We start from the raw sequence: 16,949 nt of genomic DNA, 5'->3' as shown, positions 1-16,949 counted from the left end.
GAGATCCTACGCCTCCGCTTCGGACCTCCTGGCCTTGCTCCTCGCGGTGTCCAGGTCCTGGCTGAGGCGCTGGTTGTCCTGCTTCTCCGCCTGGTAGTCGGCCTGGAGGCTCTCGTTGTCCTCTCGCAGTTGATGGAGGTTCGAGAGGGTGGAAGCGAGACCCGCGAGCAGCAGCACGGCCAGGCCGCCCATCAGGAGGAGCCCCGCCACGAGCCCCCGGCTGCGAGGTGCTGGCACCGGGGCCGGAGCGGGGAGGGGGGCGGGGACGGGCGCCACCGGCACTTCCGGGGCTGGCTTTGGCAACCGCTCCTCCAGCGCCTGCTCCAGGGCCGCTCGAAAGGCCGCGCAGTCCTGGAATCTCCCGGCCGGGTCCACCGCCATGGCCTTGCGGATGCACTGACAGAGGCCCTCGGGCAACTCGGGCACCACCTGCTCGGGCGGGGTGAAGTTGCCCTCGGTGATGCGCTTCATCATCTCGAAGTCAGTGCCTGCGTCGAAGGCCACCCGTCCAGTGGCCGCCTCATAGAGGATGGCACCCAGGGCGAAGATGTCCGTGCGCGCATCCACCTCGGACGCACCGCCAATCTGCTCCGGGCTCATGTAGGGCCGTGTCCCCAGGAGCACTCCGGTCCGGGTGCGGTACTTCTGGTCTGGATCTTCTTGCGTCACCTTGGCGATGCCGAAGTCCGTCACCTTGGGATGCACCCGTCCCTGGTGGCCCTGCGCCAGCAGGATGTTGCTGGGCGTCAGGTCCCGGTGCACCACCCGATGGCCATGCGCCTCCTGCATCGCGTCCAGCACCGGCAGGAAGATCTGCCGGAGGGTGGGCAGGTCGAGTCTTCCTCCCGGGCTCTGGCTGAGCAGGTCCTCCAGCGTGCCGCCTTCCACGTACTCCATCACCAGGCCCGGCACCGGGCTGATGACGATGTCCGTCACCTGGGCGATGTGAGGATGGCGCAGGAGCGCCTGGATTCGGCCCTCGGTGGTGAAGCGGTGGCGTGCGTCGGCGCTGTGGAAGATGCGGGGATCTGGCACCTTGAGCGCATGCAGGCTGTGCAGCCCCAGGTGGCGCACCAGGTAGATGCTGGCCATACCGCCCTCGGCGAGCTTGCGCACCACCTCGTAACGGTTGTCCAGGAGCCCCCCGGGCTCGAGCAGGCTCTTGTCGTCGCCCATGTGCAGGACCCTCTGGGTCGCGGAGTCTACATGATGGGTTCGGTCCTGCACGGGCCGCGAGGGACATGCACTCCGTGCGGCTTCTTCACTTCCCGACCCCTGCTCGCGGAGCTGACCCGGGCACTCCTCGCGCATACAGGGGGGCGGGCCTGAAGGGACGGCGCCAGCTCGCCTGCTTGGGGCTCGGCTGGGCATGGGCACTTGCTCCCGATAAAAGAGAGCCGGTATGCCCAGACGAGCCTCCTCCAGCGTCCTCGGTGTTCGCGCTCTCAATCGTGCCATGCTGGAGCGGCAGTTGCTGCTGCGCCGCCGGAAGTCGTCCATTCCCAACGCGCTCGAGCAACTGGTCGGCCTGCAGGCCCAGGCTCCCAACCCGCCCTACATCGGCCTGTGGACGCGCTTGGAGGGCTTCGAGCTCGGCCAGCTGACCCGGTTGATCAACGGCCGGAAGGTGGTGCGCTCCGTACTGATGCGCGGGACGCTGCACCTCGTTACCGCCCGTGACTTCTTGAGATTGCGCCCCGTGTTACAGCCGGTCCTCGAACGGCAGATTCATGGCTCGTATGGACGGCTTCTCTCGGGGCTCGACATCCAGGCGCTCGCGGCCTCCGGCCGGGCACTGCTCTCCGCTCGCCCGCGCACCTCCAACGAGCTTGGCAAGCTGTTGTGTGAGCAGTGGCCTGGCCGTGATGCCAAGACGCTCGCGAATGCCATTCGCAACCTGGCTCCACTCATCCACGTTCCACCTGCCGGCACCTGGGACTCGCACAAGCCCGCAGCGCTCACCATGCCGGAGGACTGGCTCGACCGTCCGCTCGAGACCGCCACTTCTCCAGACGAGATGGTGTTGCGCTACCTGGCTGCGTTTGGTCCGGCCACCGTCAAGGACGTGGCGGTCTGGTCCGGGTTGACCGCGGTGCGTGAGGTCATCGAGCGGCTCCGGCCGCGTTTGCGCACCTTCCAGGACGAGCACGGTCAGGAACTGCTCGACGTTGCCGAGGCTCCGCTGCCCGACCCTGACACTCCGGCTCCCGTGCGCCTGTTGCCCGAGTACGACAATGTGCTGCTCTCCCATGCCGACCGCACCCGCATCATCGCCGACGAGCACCGCGCTGCGGTCTTCACGAAGAACGGCATCATCCGCGCCACCGTGCTCGTCGATGGTTTCGTCCGGGGAACCTGGACGCTAGAGCGCGAGGAGGACTCCTCCACCGTGCGCATCGAGCCTTTCGGACGGCTGGCCGCGAAGGACCGCACCGCCCTGGCCGAGGAGGGTGCCCGGTTGCTCGCCTGCGTTTCCCCTGATGCTGAGTCCCACGACGTCCGGTTCAGTGCTCCGGGCGTCTGACGCGCAACCCTTGCGCCTGGACGCAGCCCTTGCACCCGGAAGTACCGCCGGAACGGGGGGTTCCGAGGGCGCGACGCTGGCACGGTGCTTGGAATGGCAGGGGCTACGATGGTCGCCACCCCGCACATTCCCACTCCCTCCGAAGAGCTGATGCGGCGCTACGACGTCGCCGGACCTCGGTACACGAGCTACCCCACTGTCCCCGAATGGAAGCAGGACTTCGGTACGGAGCACTACGCCGAGCGGCTCGACGCGGCGGCGGGGGTGGGGGCAGAGGAGCCCCTCTCGCTGTACGTGCACCTGCCGTTCTGCCGCAGCCTCTGCTGGTACTGCGGGTGCAACGTCGTCATCTCCCAGGACCGGCGCGCGGCGGATGTCTACCTCGACCATGTTCTTCAGGAGCTGGACCAGGTGGTGGCCCGGCTGGGCCGCAGGCGCACGCTGTCGCAGGTGCACTGGGGTGGTGGCACGCCCACCTTCCTGAATGAGAGGCAGTTGGAGCGCCTGTGGAGCGGTATCACCCGGCGTCTCTCGCCGCTGCCGGACGCGGAGGTGGCCATCGAGGTGCACCCGGCCACCACCACGCCGGAGCAGCTCTCCCTGCTGCGGGAGCTCGGCTTCAACCGCGTCTCCATGGGGCTGCAGGATTTTGATCCAAAGGTGCAGGAGGTGACCAATCGTCACCAGCCTTTCGAGCAGACGCGGGCCCTGCTGGAGCACGCTCGGGGCCTGGGCTTCTCCGGGGTGAACTTCGATCTCATCTACGGGCTGCCGTACCAGAACCCAGAGAGCTGGGAGCGCACGCTGCGCCAGATATTGGAGCTGCGGCCGGACCGGCTCGCCGTGTACTCCTTCGCCTTCATCCCGGATGTGCTCAAGCACCAGAAGCGCATGCCGGCCGAGGCTCTGCCGGACGCGCGCACCAAGCAGGGGCTGTTTCGTGCTGCCTGGGCCGCCTTCGTGGACGCGGGCTACCTGCCCATTGGCATGGACCACTTCGCCGTCCCCGAGGACGAGCTGGCCCTCGCCCAGCAGCGGCGAGCGCTGGGGCGCAACTTTCAGGGCTACACGGTGAAGGCGGCGCAGGACGTGGTGGCGCTCGGCTCCACCGGTATCAGTGACGTGGGCGGGGCCTACGCGCAAAACGTCCGTGCCCTGCCGTACTACTACGAGCGCGTGCGCGAGGGCCGCTTCGCCACCGAGCGCGGCATTCAGCTCACCGAGGATGACCGGCGCCGCCGCGCCATCATCACCCAGCTCATGTGCAACTTCTTCGTGGACCTGGGCGAGGACGGTACGCGCGACTTCGCGTCGGAGTTGGAGCGGCTGCAACCGCTGGAAGACGATGGGCTGGTGCGGCGAGAGGGCAGCCAGCTCGAGGTCACTCCCCTGGGGCGGCTGTTCGTGCGCAACGTGGCGATGGTGTTCGACGCCTACCTGCGCAGGTCCGAGCGCTCCCGCTTCTCCCGGACGGTGTGAGCATGGAGACGGCCATGATGCGCATTCTGGTCGTGGATGGCGAGCCTGTTGCGACGGGCGCGCTGTGCTCCCTGTTGTCGATGGACGGCTATTCCGCGGTGGGCCTGTGCGGGACGGACGAGGCCATTCAGCGGCTGCGGAGAGAGCCCTTCGACGCGGTCATCACGGATGTGGAGCTGCCCGGGGGCCATGGGCTGGAGGTGGTGCGCGTGGCCCGCGAGCTCCGGCCGGACGCGCCGGTGCTGGTGGTGACGGGGCTGGTGAACTCGCTGGCGTCCAATGCTGCCCGGTCGATGGGCGTACGCAGCGTGCTCGGCAAGCCGCTGAGCTACGAGACGCTCATCTCCGAGCTGCGGATGTGCATCCACGACCGCTAACTGGAGATGCTTCCTCTCCCTTTGGGAGCGGGCTGGGGTGAGGGTCTTCTCCCAGACGTCCTCTTGTTTCCCAGGCGGGCACATCGGCGTTGCGCGGCGCTTCCCCCAGGCGTAGGGAGTCCCATCTCCCATGTCCGCGACCGCTCAACTGCTCGAAGCCGTTCGAAAGGAAGCCCGCCCCGGTATCTGGACCACCGGGGTGAACCTCTCCCGCTCTGGTGCCGTCTCGCTCCAGTCCCAGACTCCCAGTGAGCTGGAGCTGAGGGTCAAGGCGCCGGGGCGCCCGGTGGCGCTCACGGTCACCCTGTACCCGACCGACGCCGTCTGGGAGTGCGACTGCCCCGGCCGGGTGGACCCGTGCGAGCACGTGGTGGCGGCGGCCATCTTCGTTCAGCAGGCCGAGAAGCAGGACACCCCGCTGCAGACGGTCGCGAAGAAGTGGTCCCGCGTCGTCTACCACTTCACCCGTGTCTCGGGAGGGCTGGAGCTCCACCGTACGCTGGCGCACCCGGATGGGAAGGAGGAGCCCCTCGAGGACAGCCTCGCCTCCCTGGTCGCCAGGCCGGCCAAGGCCGCCACCCTCCAGGTCGAGCAGTCGGATCTCCTCTCGGATCGGCTCCTGGAGAAACGCACCCGGGGTGCTCTTCCCCCCGAGCGGCTGGATGCGTTGCTCCAGGTGCTCCAACAGGCGCGCAACGTCCTGCTCGACGGGCGGCCAGTCGCCGTCTCGGACGAGGTCGTCTTTCCCCGGGCTCTCGTCGAGGACCGGGGCGGGCAGATCGTGGTGACGGTGGCGAAGGATCCCCGCGTCGTCGATGTCGTGAGCCCCGGGGTCGCGTTGCTCGGGGACGCGCTGGCGCGCCTGGGCGAGACCTCGATGACCGGGCCGTGGCTCCAGAACCTTCCGGTCGTTCGCACGTACACGCCGGAGCAGATCGGCGAGCTCACCTCGAAGGTGCTCCCGGAGCTGGGCCGCCGCATGCCGGTCGAGGTCCGCAGCAAGCGTCTGCCCTCCATCGATCGCGACCTGAAGCCGCGCATCCTGCTGGAGCTCAATCAGCTCGAGTCGGGGCTGTCCGTCCTGCCTACGCTCGTCTATGGCGCGCCGCCGGCGGTGCGGATCGACAACGGCCGAATGGTGTACCTGCGCGGGTCTGTGCCGCTGCGCGACGAGGCGGCGGAACAGCGGCTCCTCCATTCGCTCCGCGATGAGCTGAACCTGGTGCCCGGTCGGCGGCTGACGGTGCAGGGCCAGGAGATGGTGCGCTTCGCGGACAAGATCCGCCGCTGGCGAGGCGACCTCTCCGGAGACGCCGCGGGCATCGTGAGCCCGAACGTCAAGCTTCGCCCGAAGCTCGAGGTGCAGTCCTCCGTCACCGGACCCGGCATCCCCGATGTGCGCTTCACGCTCGAGTTCCAGGTGGAAGGGGAGAAGGGCACGACGCACACCGTGGACGCCGCGGCCGTCATCCGGGCGTGGAACGAGGGGCTCGGGCTGGTACCCCTGGAGGGCGGTGGCTGGGCGCCTCTGCCCCGGGCCTGGTTGGACAAGAATGGGCAGCGCGTTGCGGACCTCCTGGCCGCGCGGCAGGCGGATGGCCGGGTCTCCAACCACGCCCTGCCGGAGTTGAGCGCGCTGTGTGAAACGCTCGAGCAGCCGCCTCCGCCGGGGCTGGACAAGCTGGCGCCGCTGGTCGAGGGCTTCGAGAAGCTCCCTCCGCCGACCTTGCCGGAGGACCTCACGGCCACGTTGCGCCACTACCAGCAGCAGGGCGTGAGCTGGCTCGGCTTCCTCAAGAGCGCGGGACTCGGAGGAATCCTCGCCGACGACATGGGTCTCGGAAAGACGCTCCAGACCATCTCCGTGCTGGGCCCGCGCACCCTCGTCGTCTGCCCCACCAGCGTGCTCCCGAACTGGGCCGCGGAGCTCGCGCGCTTCCGCCCGTCGCTCAAGGTGTGCGTGTACCACGGGCCCGGCCGAGCCCTGGACGAGGCCGCCGATGTGACGCTCACCACGTACGCCATTCTTCGGTTGGACGCGGCCGTGCTCGGGGGACGCACCTGGGACTCAGTCGTGTTGGACGAGGCCCAGGCCATCAAGAATCCGGAAAGCCAGGTGGCGCGCGCGGCCTTCGGGCTCCAGGCCCACTTCCGGCTGGCGTTGAGCGGTACGCCGCTGGAGAACCGGTTGGAGGAGCTCTGGAGCCTGATGCACTTCACCAACCCGGGTCTGCTCGGGGGCCGCAGGCAGTTCGAGGAGAAGGTGGCCCGGCCCATCGCCGATGGGAGCGCCGAGGCGGCGCAGCAGCTGCGCAAGCGCATTCGCCCCTTCATCCTGCGCAGGCTCAAGCGGGATGTGGCGCCCGAGCTGCCGCCGCGCACCGAGTCCGTGATGCACGTGTCCCTGGATGAGAAGGAGCGCTCGGTCTACGACGCGGTGATGGCGGCCACGCGCGCGGAGGTGGTCGCCCTGCTGAACGAAGGCGGCAGCGTGCTGAAGGCGCTGGAGGCCCTGCTTCGGCTGCGTCAGGCTGCCTGTCACCCGGCGCTCGTCCCGGGCCAGCAGGCCAACACGTCGTCGAAGGTGCAGACGCTCGTGGAGGCCCTCGGTACCGCCGTGTCGGAGGGCCACAAGGCGCTGGTGTTCTCGCAGTGGACCTCGCTGCTGGACCTGATTGAGCCGCACCTGAAGTCGTCCGGAATCGCCTTCGACCGCCTGGACGGAACGACGACGAATCGCGGGGAGATCACCTCGCGCTTCCAGACACCCGAGGGCGCGCCGGTGCTGCTGATGTCGCTCAAGGCCGGTGGTACCGGTCTGAACCTCACCGCGGCGGACCACGTGTTCCTGATGGACCCGTGGTGGAACCCGGCGGCAGAGGCGCAGGCGGCAGATCGCGCCCATCGCATCGGCCAGGAGCGTCCGGTGATGGTGTACCGCCTGGTGTCCCAGGGGACGGTGGAGGAGCGGATTCTGGGACTCCAGGAGAAGAAGCGCGCCCTCTTCGAGGCGGCCCTGAGCGAGGCGGCGGGCGCGACGGCCATCACCCGCGAGGACCTGCTCGAGCTCTTCTCCTGAGCTTCCAGAACACCGGCCTCGGGAAGGCCGGGCACACCTGTCTCCTCCGGTGTGCACGGGCTCCCGATGGGCGCTCAGGGCGTGGCCGGGCAGTGCCTTGCTTCCGAGGCGCGGTGGTCGCGGGAGGGCATTCCCGTGAAGCGGCAGGGCAGGCGCACGCGGGTTGGGGTGGCGTGGAAGCTCGACACTCCGTCGCCGATCTTGTCGTTCGCGTTGCTGCCCCAGGCCATGAGGGTGCCGTCCTCGCGCAGCGCCACGACGGTGCCCCCGCCCGACGCGAGTGCCGTTACCCCCGCGAGGTCCGGACGCTGTACGGGGGTGAGGTAGCTGGACTGCTCCGTGTTGGCCACTTGGAGGTAGTCATTGGTGCCGAATCCCCAGACCGTGCCGTCCTGGCGCACCACCAGGGAGTTGCCCGAGGCCGCGGTGATGTCCTTCACTTCCGTGAGACTTGGCACGGGGGCCGGGGTGTGCCGGGTCACCCTCGTGCCATCCCCGAGCTGACCCTGCCAGTTGGCGCCCCAGGCCCAGACGGTTCCGTCCTCGCGCAGCGCCAGGACATGCTCATACGCCGAGAGCGCCACCACGCCCGTGAGGCCCGGCACCTGCGCCGGGATGGGATTGGCGGCGTAGTTGGCTGGCCGTCCGAGTTGGCCCGTCGAGTTGGTGCCCCAACCCCAGACGGTGCCGTCCGCGCGCAGCGCCAGGACGTAGTAATCGCCACTCGCGAGGGCCACCACGTCCGTGAGGCCCGGCACCTGCGCCGGAGTGGGATTGGCGGCGTAGTTGGCGGGCCGCCCGAGTTGGCCATACGTGTTCGCTCCCCAGGCCCAGACGGTGCCGTCCGCGCGCAGCGCCAGGGAATGGGCGCCAGCGGCCCTGATGGCTACGACGTCCGTGAGACCCGGCACCCGCACCGGAGTGGTCTGGGACCCGGTGCCGTGTCCGCCGAGCTGGCCGCGGAAGTCATCGCCCCAGCCCCAGACGGTGCCGTCCGCGCGCAGCGCCAGGGAGTGAGAGGTGCCGGCCGAGATGGCCACCACTTCCGAGAGATTCTGTACCTGCACGGGACTGGCCCGCTGGGTCCGACTCCCATCCCCGAGCTGACCCTGCCAGTTGGCGCCCCAGCCCCAAACGGTGCCGTCCGTGCGCAGTGTCAGGAAATGCGACCTGCCGGCGGTGACGTTCATCGCGTTCGAGAGGCCCTGCACCTGCACGGGCGTGGGACGGAGATCCGTCCCGGTCCCCAGCTCGCCGGCACCGTTGCTACCCCAGGCCCAGACGATGCCGTTCTTGCTCATCACCAGGGGGTGAGCGCCCGCCACCAGGGCGATCACGTGTTTCACCCCCTCCACCTGCCGCGGCGTGAGCTGGCCGCTGGTGTTGCCACCCCAGGCCCAGACGGTCCCATTCTTGCGGAGCGCCAGGGAGAAGTGGCTGCCCGCGGCGAGCCCGGCCACGTGCGTGAGCCCTGGCACCTGCACCGGGGTGGAGTCATTGGCGAATTCGGTGGTTCGCCCGAGCTGGCCGTTGCTGTTATCACCCCAGGACCAGACGGTGCCGTCCGTGTGCAGCGCCAGGACATGGTATTCACCCGCCGAGAGGGCCACGACGCCCGTGAGGCCCGGTACCTGCTCCGGGGTGGGGTTGGGGTTGTAGCTCTCGGGCCGCCCGAGCTGGCCTGATTGGTTGCTACCCCAGGACCAGACAGTTCCATCCGTGCGCAGGGCCAGGGAGTATTCCCCACGAGCCGAGAGGGCCACGATGCCCGTGAGGCCCGGCACGGGGGCTGGGGTGTACCGGCCCACCCCCGTGCCATCCCCGAGCTGGCCCCGCTGGTTGTCACCCCAGGACCAGACGGTGCCGTCCTCGCGCAATGCCAGGGAGTGGGTGGTGCTCGTTGCGAGGGCCACGACGCCCGTGAGGCCCGGCACCTGCGCCGGGACGGGGTCGGGGTCGAAGCTGGAGGGCCGTCCGAGCTGGCCCCTCTGGTTCTCACCCCAGCCCCAGACGGTGCCGTCCTCGCGCAGGGCCAGCGTGTGCTGGGGGCCGGCCACGACGGACTTCATCTGCTCGAGGCCCGTCAACTTCACCGGCAGGGAGCGGTTGCGGAGCGTCCCATCTCCGAGCTGGCCGAAGTGGTTGTAGCCCCAGGCCCAGACGGCGCCATCCGCATCCAGCGCCAGGGAATGGCCTCTACCGGCCGCGAGCACGTCTCGGAGGGGCGCGTCCCATGCCCGTCCGGCAAGGCCCGGGTCCTCGAGGGCGGCGCGCGAGAGGGGTGGTGCCGCCGGGTGCCGCAACGGCTGTTCTTCCCCGGTACCACAGCCGGTCATCATGACGGCCGTGAGCAATGCCATCCATAGAGCTCTCATCTGGGTGTATTCCTTTTCGTTGGCATGGTGGTGCCCTACGAGCGCGTGCTCGTTCGCGGCCGTGTGGCTTTGGACCCAGGCTCATCGCTCATCGGGAGATGGCCGAGGCCTCGGGCTCCGGGCCAGTAGCAGTTGGCATGCCAATGTCTGGATTGGTGCAAACCCCTGGAATCACCGGCCGCCTGTCTGCCTGGCAGGGGAGCGATGACGAATTTTGTCCGGGCGTGTGACCGGATTTGTCGCCAGGGCCCGTGAGCCGGGTTGTCCGCTGGCTGAGCGGCCTCCACGGACTCCGCGCCGCTCATGAGGGAATCCGGGAGGCCGGACCTGGTGTAGAGAGGCGGCATGGCCGACAAGCGCCGCTTCGATCTCTTCGCCCAGTTCATCACCGAGCGCTTCCCCGCTCCGCGCATCTACGACATCGCGGGAGGGCAGGGCCGGTTGAACGAGGCCCTGTCCCGGCTGGGCCGCACGGTCACCACCTTCGATCTGCGCCACAAGCACCTGCCCGTCCGCTACGAGCAGCGCATGTTCACGCTGGAGGAGCCGTGCGAGTGCAACCTGCTCGTGGGCATGCACCCGGATGGGGCCACGCGGATCATCATCGAGTACGCGGCGAAGCACCGGCTGCCCTTCGCAGTGGTGCCGTGCTGCTCGGACAACAGCATGCCGTACAACCCGTGGCGGAGGTACCTGGCGGACCTGGCGCGCGAGCTCGGCTTTCCTCACGTGGCGGAGCATGAGCTCCCCATGGAGGGCCGGGCCCGCGTCGTCCTCGGGGACTTCCCGGTCCGGTAGCTACGCGTGGCTCCGGGCGGGTCTCAGTGTCTCGGCCCGGCGCCGCTGCTGCTCGGAGGCGGGCGCCCGTACCTCCGACAGGCGTGCCAGGGTGTAGGCCCCCACCGCCATCACCAGGTCCCTCGCTGCGATGTCGAAGTACTTCCCCGTGGTGAGCAGATTCAGGGCAATGCCCACCAGCCATGCCGAGACGATGTAGGCGCCCACGCGCGTCAGCTTCGACAGCACCAGGAGGCCCGCGGCGATCTCGATGATTCCCACCGCGTGCATGAAGGTGCTGGCGGGAACGACGCGGGAGACGATGGGACTGAGGTACTGCTCCCAGTCCGTCAACAGGTTGAAGAACTTGTCGATCCCCGCGACGATCGGCACCACGCCAAACGCGAGCTTCAGGGCCCACCAGGACTGGTTCAGACGGCTATCCATGTCGATGACCTCTCATCCTCGGGCAGCACCGTTGCTGCCTTGGAATGGGAGTCACGAGGGCGGCAAAAGGTGACACGCCGGGGGGGCTGTCACGTTCTGGCCGCTCGACGCATCTCATTCGTATGGAGACGATGACAGAACAGGCAACCAGACAGGCGGCCATGGGCTCGCCATCCGATGAGGAGCTCGTCCGCCGTGTGGCGGAGGGAGAGACGGCGCTGTTCGAGGTGCTGATGCGCCGGTACAACGCACGGGTATATCGGGCCGTGCGCGCGCTGCTGCGGGACGAGGACGAGGCCGAGGACGTGATGCAGCAGGCCTACGTGCTCGCGTTCACGCACCTGGACCAGTTCAAGGGCAGCGCGAAGTTCTCGACGTGGCTCATCCGCATCGCGGTGAACGAGGCGCTGCTGCATTTGCGGAAGAGGCGCCGGCTGGTCGCCATCGATGGAGGTTCGGACGATGAGCTGGAGGCAGGCATGAAGCTGGTGGAACGAAACACGCCCGACCCCGAGCGGCAGACCTCAGAGCGCGAGTTCGTCCGGCTCCTGGAGGCCACCATCGACACGCTGCCGGCCCCCTACCGGATGGTGCTCATGCTGCGGGAGGTGGACGGGTTGTCGACGGCGGAGACCGCCGAGGTGCTGTCGGTCAGCCAGGACGTGGTGAGGACCCGGCTCCACCGGGCCCGGGCGCTCCTCCGGGACGAGCTGGAGACCCGGCTCGGTGGTCAGCTCGAGGAGGTGTTCTCCTTCCAGGCTCCACGTTGCGACCGCGTGGTGGCCGCGGTGATGGCGCGGCTCGGGACGCACTGACGGCCCGGCGGCTCAATCCCAGCCCTTGAGCGCGACGCGCACGCCCCGGAGCCACCGGTCCAGCTCCTGGCGGCGCAGGGTGGCGAACACCCGGCCGCCCACGATGGACAGGCCGGTGAGCGTCATCACCACGAAGCCGATGCGGTGGTCCCTCAACCCGGCGTGCACGAGCGTAGCCGCCACGTCCAGCGTGAGGAACAGCGTCCCCAGGGCAAGGTAGGCCCGGATGTGCAGGACCATGCCGGCCGCCACACCCAGGAGGCACGCCGCGCCGAACACGAAGGCATAGGTGCCGTCCGCCGCCTGGCCAATCTGCAGCGTCAGCTTCGCCGCCGCGGGTACGTACAGCAGCAGGCCTCCCAGGATGCGTACCGCGTTCCTCGCCGCTCGCGGCAGGCTGCTCGTGAAGAGCTGGCCCAGCATCAACAGCAGCAGACCGAGCGGCGCCAGGTAGATTTCAAGGCCCTCCATGTCCTGGGAGAGCGCGCCGATGAGCAGCGCCGCATTGCAGGCCGTGGCCGCGAGTGAGCCGAACAGCCGGCTGCGCTCCACCGCGCCCAGGGCCGCGTACAGGAGGCCCGAGCCACCCGCCAGCAGCGCGGCCTCCTGCGTGGCCTCGCCGGGCAGCACCAGCGCCATGCCCACCGGCAGCAGCGCCGCGAACCGGCGGGTTGCCTGCTCCACCGGCGCAATCCCCGCCCGCCGTGCCAGCACCGTCACTCCCACCAGTGCGAAGCCGAGCACCAGGGCGAAGAGGGCATCGTGTTCGGGGCGCAGGTCCCTGGCATAGAGGGCCCTCACGAGCGCGTACACGCCCACCACCGCCACCTGCACGAAGTACACGTGCCGGCCCGTCAGCTCGCGCCACGCGCAATGCAGCGACACCGCCACCGCCAGGGCAATGGCCGAGCCCGCCAGCGGGAGTGCCCGCTCGTCCGGCGTGCTCATCCATGCAGCCGCCAGTGCGAGCAGCCCACCCGTCGAGATGAGCCATAGGTCCCTGCCCCAGGCGAGCCCCCGTGCAAGATCCTCGCGTCTTTGACGGAGTTGGCGATTGGCCGCGTGCGCAAGTGCCGCCACTCCCGCCGCGCAGAGCGCCAAGGCCGGACCGTGCAATGTGAGCAAGGCCTCGTACGTCGGCTTCTCCCAGGCCCCTGTCGCGCTCGCGACGAGCGCCACCAGCAGGCCGGTCAGCGCGGCGAGCCCCGCCAGCGTCGTGGCCCATCCCGCCCCAAGTCGCGACAGTGCCCCCTTCCACTGGGTCGCACCGATGAACAGCGTGGCGGCACCGAGTGCCGTGGTGAGGGGGAGGGCCACTGACTGCGTCCACGCTCCGCCGAGACCTTCCACGGCCGAGAGCAGGAGGTAGGGGACGGCCACCTCAGAGTGAGTGCGGCCACCGCTGGCCAGCGCGTACATCGCCGCGTTCAAGGCGTAGAATATCGCGCCCAACTGGGCACGAGCGCGAGCCTGGCCCTCATCGAGCCCCCGCCTGCGCGCCAACCACGGGCTCAGCGCCACCGCGCCCAGCCCCGCGAGGGCGAGCACGGGGCCAGGCCATGTGCCCACGGTGGGCTCGCGATGCGCCAGGGCGTGGATGACCAGGAGGAGGCCAAGGCCCGGCACCACTCGCCCCTGGGGCCGCGCCCGGACCGCGAGCAGCAGCAGCCCGGCGCCGAAGGTGAGCACGGCGGCTTCCAGCCCAGGCTGGAGGAATGCCGCCATGAAGACGAGCCATGCGGCGATGCCCGACCAGCGGTGCAGCGCCTGCAGGAGCCGGGGGCCGAAGGCGAGGATGTCGGACTCCGCGAACAGGAGTCTCTGCAGGACACTGGAGGCTTTTCCCACCGGGCCCAGCACCAGCCCCGCGCCGGCATACGCGAGGCCCGCGGCGGCGATGCCCATGAAGGCGCGGTACCACAGTTGGGAGACGGTCTCCCCAGCGGCCAGCCACGCCTCGGACGCGAGCCAGTAGCTGGCCTGGGCTGCCTGCTGGAACTCAGCGCGTACCCACTGCCCACCCGGAGGCTGCGTCGCCACCAGCGCATGTCCGAGCACGGTGCGATGGACCGCCCACAACACTGCCCCCGGGAGTCCCAGGAGAAATCCCAGGTTGGCGAGTGCCGGAGCCCGGAAGGAGAAAGCGAGCAGCAGCGCCATCAGCGCGGCGCCCAGCGGCATGAGCGGAGGAACCACCGTCAGCGCACGGGAGAAGTGGGGCCCGCCGGCATTCCATGCCCCTACCAGGAGCACCACGCCCAGGGCAGCCACCCCAGCGTGCGGAACGAAGTGGTAGAGCCGACCGTGGGGCTCGTTTTCCAATCTGCGCGCGAGCCATGGCCCGAAGCGCCGCGTGGCGAGCGCCAGCAGCCAGACTCCCACGCCGATGAGCGGGAGGCGCAGGGCGGTCACGTCAGGCGGGAGCGGGCGCCCAGCGCGGTTGAGCATCGCCGTGAAGGCGATGAAGAGGCCAGCAGCGGCGAGCACTCCCACCGAGCCGCGCAGGCGCCACGTGACGAAGCCACGCGAGAGGAAGGCGAGCATCGCCCCGCCCGTGAGCAAGGCACTCGCGAGCACAGCCCTGGAGCGCTCGGTCTCCGTCGGGGACTGCATCCAGTTCGAGAGGAGGATGACGGTGAGCGCGACTCCCACGACCGACACGGCGGCGAAGCCATCGGTGTAGAGCGTGCGTCCCGACTCGGCGAAGGGCAGTCGGATCCATCCGATCAGCCGCCGGCCTCGCGGGGCTGGCGTGGGCGCTTCGTGCCCGCGTCCACGCAGCGTCGCGATGGCGGAGAAGCCGAGCGCCAGGCTCGCGAGGAGCAGGGCGCGGCCGACGAAGTCTCCGTCATCCCGGTGCACGAAGAACTGCACGGCCGAGTGCGCGAGACCCCATGCGGCCAGGACGCTGACGAGCCGGCTGCGATCCCGTCTCACGCGCAACAGCAGGAGCACCGAGGCGAGGAGGGTCGGCGCGCAGCCGATCGCGAGCGGCAGGGGGAGGTCACCGGGGCGGATGAAGCGGAGCGGCAGGAAGGCTTCCCCGTCGAAGCCGGGTTGCACCCGGGGGAAGGCGAGGAGAACCGCCAGCACGGCCACGCCGAGCGAGAGGTCATCCAGGGGCAGGAGCTCGTCCGTCTTCCCATGCCGGCGCATCCACGCTTCCTGGAGGAGCCCCGCTACGCCGTAGAGTCCCGCCACCACGGTGAGCGCGGACAGCACCGCCCAGGCCTGTGCGTCCACCACGGTGGCGCCGACGAGGCCGAAGGTCCCGAAGACGACGACGAGGCCTCCCAGGTAGTGCAGGCCGCGCCAGCGATACCCGCCCGTGAGGTGTGCGGCTACGGCCACCAACGTGCTCGCGGCGACCTCGGGCCATCGGGTACCGGAGCCCCAGTCCGTGACGGCGTACGAGGTCAGCGGCAGCGAGAGCAGCGAGAGCAACGCGCCCCAGCCGAGCAGCCAGTCGCGGAGGGTGCGTTGTCCGAGCAGGCGGGCCACGCCCAGCAGACCCGCTCCCACTGCGGCGATGCCCACCATCCACCAGCGCGGCTCGAAGGGCATCATCAGCCGGCCCAGGAGGACGCTGGACAGGGACAGGGCCAGCACGGCCGGATGGACGAGGGCCCGGCGCCGGGGCTCGAGCAGGAAGAAGGTCAGCGCCGCCCCCATGGGCGTGAGGGCCGAGGCGAGGTCCACCCAGGGCTCCACCCCGGGCTGCACGGAGAAGGCCGCGAGCGCCGAGGCGAGGGCTCCACAGGTCACCAGCGCGTGCGCGACCGTCTCCACCACGGGCGCCACCTGAGGATGGGCCTCGCGCGCCGAGGACTGGCTCCCCACGCTCGCCATCACCGCGGCGAGCGCCATCGCCCAGAGGGTCATCCCCGCGAAGAGTGGGCTTCCTGGGTAGAGGGCCTCGAAGCCAGACGGCGCGCTCGCGACGGTGAAGACGGCCAGGGCGGCCGCTCCATAAAGGCTCGTGGTCAGGACGGAGAGCCCGGCCTGGGCCTTTTCCTGGCGGGCTCTCCACGCCGAGGCCCCGACGGCCGCTACGCCAGCAAAGGCACAGAGGGTGCGCGTCCAGGGCGCCTCCTCCATTCCCATCAAGGGCAGTCCGGCCAGCAGCGAGGGCAGCAGCGCCACCCCGAGGGACACCGTGGAGACACCGTACAGCAGACGTCCCGTGGGCCTCAGGGTGAGCAGGGTCAGTGCGGCGACTCCGGCCGAGGCAGGCCATCCCATGACTGGGGCCAGTCCCACCAGGGAGGAGAGCGCAACGAAGACGACGGGCAGCAGCGCGATGCCGATGCTCGCGAGCACACGTCCGGCCGAGGCCGAGCGCCGGGCGAGCAGCACCCCGAGTCCGATGAAGGCCGCGTGGTAGGCGAAGAGGGCGCCCGTGACGAGCAGCTGCCGCGGCACGCCGCCGAGCGCGCGCCAGGCCTCGCGCACGCCCATGAGGGAGCCGCCGAGCACCAGCACCGCGCCGAGGAACCACCACACGTACTCGTGCAGCTTGGGCGCCGCGCCGCTCGCGGACTCATCGAGCGCCACCATGGCATCCAGCCCGCCCCCGAGCGCGCCCGTGTCCGCACGCTGGAAGATCGCCTGCCCCGAGTCCGACGCGAGGCCGATTCCCTCCTCCTGGGTATGCGAGCGGGACTCGGCTTCACGCTCCTCGCGTGCCGCCCTCTCGAGCGCTTGGAAGAACGCCTGGCCCCAGGTGGGACGCCAGTCCTCTAGCTCCTCGAGCTTCCCGGCGAGCGCGTCGGCCTTCTGCTCCAGGGTGCTCGCATCCTCCAGCAGCGGCACCGCGACGGCGGCGCTCACGGCCGCGCCGTAGAGGGACTCGGAGAGGCGGGAGGCGGTGGATGGATCGAGCAACCGCGTGGCCTGCCAGTCGGCGATCCGCCGCTGTAGCTTCTCCCGGACGAGCCTGTCCACGTGGGCCCGAGTCGCGGGCTCGAGCACGGCACCGCAGTCCGGACACGTGTCCCTGGTCTCCTCCTCGCGGAGCTCGGCACAGACCAGGCAGATCATTGGGGTCCCCATGTTCCCTAGCGCATGCGTCCGACG

At 69.8% G+C, this 16,949-nt stretch carries 10 protein-coding genes; 6 read left to right on the top strand and 4 right to left on the bottom strand.

The features are described 5' to 3' along the window. Window positions 1-6: 6 nt before the first annotated feature. Window positions 7-1,176, bottom strand: a complete 1,170-nt coding sequence (locus OV287_RS39340; RefSeq protein WP_267539179.1) for a serine/threonine protein kinase — start codon at window positions 1,174-1,176, stop codon at window positions 7-9. A gap of 226 nt (window positions 1,177-1,402) precedes the next feature. On the opposite strand from OV287_RS39340, the gene OV287_RS39335 reads away from it, so the two are divergent. From OV287_RS39335 to OV287_RS39320, 4 genes are all read left to right on the top strand, one after another. Next, window positions 1,403-2,524, top strand: coding sequence for a winged helix DNA-binding domain-containing protein (locus OV287_RS39335; RefSeq protein WP_267539178.1), 1,122 nt, complete (start codon window positions 1,403-1,405; stop codon window positions 2,522-2,524). A gap of 108 nt (window positions 2,525-2,632) precedes the next feature. Then, window positions 2,633-4,003 (top strand): oxygen-independent coproporphyrinogen III oxidase, encoded by a 1,371-nt coding sequence (gene hemN / locus OV287_RS39330; protein WP_267539177.1) that lies wholly within the window; start codon window positions 2,633-2,635, stop codon window positions 4,001-4,003. A 14-nt stretch (window positions 4,004-4,017) separates the two neighbouring features. Continuing rightward, a complete protein-coding gene (locus OV287_RS39325; protein WP_267539176.1) occupies window positions 4,018-4,380 on the top strand; it encodes a response regulator in 363 nt (120 codons plus the stop codon). 130 nt (window positions 4,381-4,510) lie between these two features. Then, window positions 4,511-7,459: a DEAD/DEAH box helicase gene (locus tag OV287_RS39320; RefSeq protein ID WP_267539175.1), complete on the top strand. Its 2,949-nt coding sequence runs from the start codon at window positions 4,511-4,513 to the stop codon at window positions 7,457-7,459. Between the two features lie 74 nt (window positions 7,460-7,533). On the opposite strand, the gene OV287_RS39315 is transcribed toward OV287_RS39320, so the two are convergent. After that, on the bottom strand, window positions 7,534-9,819 hold the full coding sequence (locus OV287_RS39315) for an RCC1 domain-containing protein (protein WP_267539174.1): 2,286 nt from the start codon (window positions 9,817-9,819) through the stop codon (window positions 7,534-7,536). A 360-nt stretch (window positions 9,820-10,179) separates the two neighbouring features. On the opposite strand from OV287_RS39315, the gene OV287_RS39310 reads away from it, so the two are divergent. Then, window positions 10,180-10,632 carry a class I SAM-dependent methyltransferase gene (locus OV287_RS39310; RefSeq protein WP_267539173.1) on the top strand — a complete coding sequence of 151 codons (453 nt, stop codon included), beginning with the start codon at window positions 10,180-10,182 and terminating at the stop codon, window positions 10,630-10,632. On the opposite strand, the gene OV287_RS39305 is transcribed toward OV287_RS39310, so the two are convergent. Beyond that, a complete protein-coding gene (locus tag OV287_RS39305) occupies window positions 10,633-11,058 on the bottom strand; it encodes a DoxX family protein (RefSeq protein ID WP_267539172.1) in 426 nt (141 codons plus the stop codon). It abuts the gene before it with no gap. Window positions 11,059-11,189: 131 nt separating this feature from the next. Here OV287_RS39305 and OV287_RS39300 point away from each other — a divergent pair, with 131 nt between their 5' ends. Further along, window positions 11,190-11,873, top strand: coding sequence for an RNA polymerase sigma factor (locus OV287_RS39300; RefSeq protein WP_267539171.1), 684 nt, complete (start codon window positions 11,190-11,192; stop codon window positions 11,871-11,873). Window positions 11,874-11,885: 12 nt separating this feature from the next. Here the strand turns inward: OV287_RS39300 and OV287_RS39295 are convergent, their stop codons facing one another. Continuing rightward, entirely contained in the window at window positions 11,886-16,913 is a 5,028-nt protein-coding gene (locus OV287_RS39295) for a hypothetical protein (RefSeq protein ID WP_267539170.1), read from the bottom strand. Between the last annotated feature and the right edge of the window lie 36 nt (window positions 16,914-16,949).

The sequence above is a fragment of the Archangium lansingense genome (assembly GCF_026626635.1).
Taxonomy (GTDB): Bacteria; Myxococcota; Myxococcia; order Myxococcales; family Myxococcaceae; genus Archangium; species Archangium lansingense.
The sequence above is the reverse complement of the archived record's forward strand: the minus strand, read 5'-3'. Positions and strand labels throughout refer to the sequence as shown.

Coding starts and splice junctions, on each gene's coding strand:
- OV287_RS39340 (WP_267539179.1), bottom strand. CDS start 1,176: ATGGGCGACGACAAGAGCCTGCTCGAGCCCGGGGGGCTCCTGGACAAC.
- OV287_RS39335 (WP_267539178.1), top strand. CDS start 1,403: ATGCCCAGACGAGCCTCCTCCAGCGTCCTCGGTGTTCGCGCTCTCAAT.
- hemN (WP_267539177.1), top strand. CDS start 2,633: ATGGTCGCCACCCCGCACATTCCCACTCCCTCCGAAGAGCTGATGCGG.
- OV287_RS39325 (WP_267539176.1), top strand. CDS start 4,018: ATGATGCGCATTCTGGTCGTGGATGGCGAGCCTGTTGCGACGGGCGCG.
- OV287_RS39320 (WP_267539175.1), top strand. CDS start 4,511: ATGTCCGCGACCGCTCAACTGCTCGAAGCCGTTCGAAAGGAAGCCCGC.
- OV287_RS39315 (WP_267539174.1), bottom strand. CDS start 9,819: ATGGCATTGCTCACGGCCGTCATGATGACCGGCTGTGGTACCGGGGAA.
- OV287_RS39310 (WP_267539173.1), top strand. CDS start 10,180: ATGGCCGACAAGCGCCGCTTCGATCTCTTCGCCCAGTTCATCACCGAG.
- OV287_RS39305 (WP_267539172.1), bottom strand. CDS start 11,058: ATGGATAGCCGTCTGAACCAGTCCTGGTGGGCCCTGAAGCTCGCGTTT.
- OV287_RS39300 (WP_267539171.1), top strand. CDS start 11,190: ATGACAGAACAGGCAACCAGACAGGCGGCCATGGGCTCGCCATCCGAT.
- OV287_RS39295 (WP_267539170.1), bottom strand. CDS start 16,913: ATGATCTGCCTGGTCTGTGCCGAGCTCCGCGAGGAGGAGACCAGGGAC.